Genomic DNA, 1,566 nt, shown 5'->3' on the forward strand with positions numbered 1-1,566 from the left:
CAGATTGTTGACAAAGCCCCGAATTTTTTCGGGGTTTTGTTTTTAAGGGTACATTTCAATGAATTTTAGCTGATGTGGATTGCAAAATAAGAAAGATCGCCTGCTATCCGGCCCTCTTGCCTAGGATATTGGCGATCTTTTTCACATTCTGACATATGGCGGTCATCAACGCTTGCTGCTGTACCTTTTTCTTGCCGCGAAACCGGCAGTAGCGAAGCCCGTGGAGCTCTTTGGCATCCGCGAAGCTTCGCTCTATGGTTTGGTACCGCAACCTGTACAGATATTTGCCGGATGAACTTCTGCCGTTTTGCTTAATCCAATCCTTGCTTTCTTGCCACACATGCCTTGTGATCACTTTTTGTTTATTTCTTGATCGGGTACATTCCTTAAGTACCGGGCAGTTGGAACAGTGGCTTGGATCGGACTTGTATTGCCTATATCCTTCTCGGTCGGTCGTGCTGTATTTTAGTTCGTGTTTTTGGGGACATACGTACACGTTTTTCTCCGCATTGTATTTGAAGCGCCATTTGGCGATTAATCCTTTTACGGGTGTAAAAGCTCTGCCCCCGATGACCGCATAAATCTTCTTGTCTCGCAGCTTCTTGCAAATGTAAGAGGTGAAGTATCCCGCATCCAAAGCAACGGCTTCTAAGGTGTTCTCAAATCCGAATTTCTTCATGATATATTCCAGACGATCCATATAAGGCACCGAGTCATGAACATTGCCGGGGGTAATGTGCACGTCGGTAATGATGTTGTATTTGTGATCGACTGTCCGGTGATCGAGATAGAAGAAACCTTCGGGTTTGCCATCCCGCACCATATAGCCGCTTTCCGGATCGGTCGTGCTGATCTTTGTTTCCTTCGATTCTTCCACCTCCTTTCGAGGTTTTAAGGCTTTTTTCCGTTAGCTTCACGATCCTGACGAACGGCTTCGTCCAATTCATCCAGGTAAGACTTCGTGCTCTTGGTCACTTCCTGTTTGATGAATTTTTGCTTGTTCGCATTGGCTTTTAAATGGGTCGAATCTGTGATCAGTACGCGGCCAGCAACCAGGCGGTGTTTTATAGCAAGCAAGACAACCTCATCGAATATGTTCTGAAACACATCTCCGTCTTTCAGACGTTCGCGAAAGTAACTAAGCGTGCTGTGGTCCGGCACCCGGTCTTTCAATCCAAGCCCTAAAAACCAACGATAAGCGTTATTGGAGAAGACCTCCTGTTCCAGTTGACGTTCAGAGCGTATGCCATAGAGGTAACCGATAAACAGCATTTTGAAAAGCATGACGGGATCTGCAGAGGGACGTCCATTATCTTCACAGTAGTAAGGACGTACTAGGTCAAGAATAAAGGAAAAGTCGATATGTTTTTGGATTTTGCGCAATGGATGATTGGGAAGAACGAGGTCTTCAATACAGACAAATTCAAATTGATTTTGAACATTCGGGTTGGAACGAAGCATAAGACCACCGCCTTTACAGTATAGTTATATTATATCATATTAACGCGGTAATTTGATAAAGATATTAAAGATAAAAGTAGCCTGTTGAAGTTTTTCAACAGGCTG

1 protein-coding gene is annotated in these 1,566 nt (G+C 44.4%); it reads right to left on the reverse strand.

Features of this window, described 5'->3' with window-relative positions; translation table 11 throughout:
- Positions 1-103 precede the first annotated feature (103 nt).
- Positions 104-1,461, reverse strand: a protein-coding gene (locus ACFQI7_RS37715; protein ID WP_218101975.1) for an IS1182 family transposase whose coding sequence is annotated in 2 segments (ribosomal slippage) — positions 104-894 and positions 894-1,461 — 1,359 coding nt in all. Because the reading frame shifts where the segments join, the coding sequence is not laid out codon by codon here.
- Between the last annotated feature and the right edge of the window lie 105 nt (positions 1,462-1,566).

The sequence above is a fragment of the Paenibacillus allorhizosphaerae genome (assembly GCF_042659105.1).
Lineage (GTDB): Bacteria > Bacillota > Bacilli > Paenibacillales > NBRC-103111 > Paenibacillus_G > Paenibacillus_G allorhizosphaerae.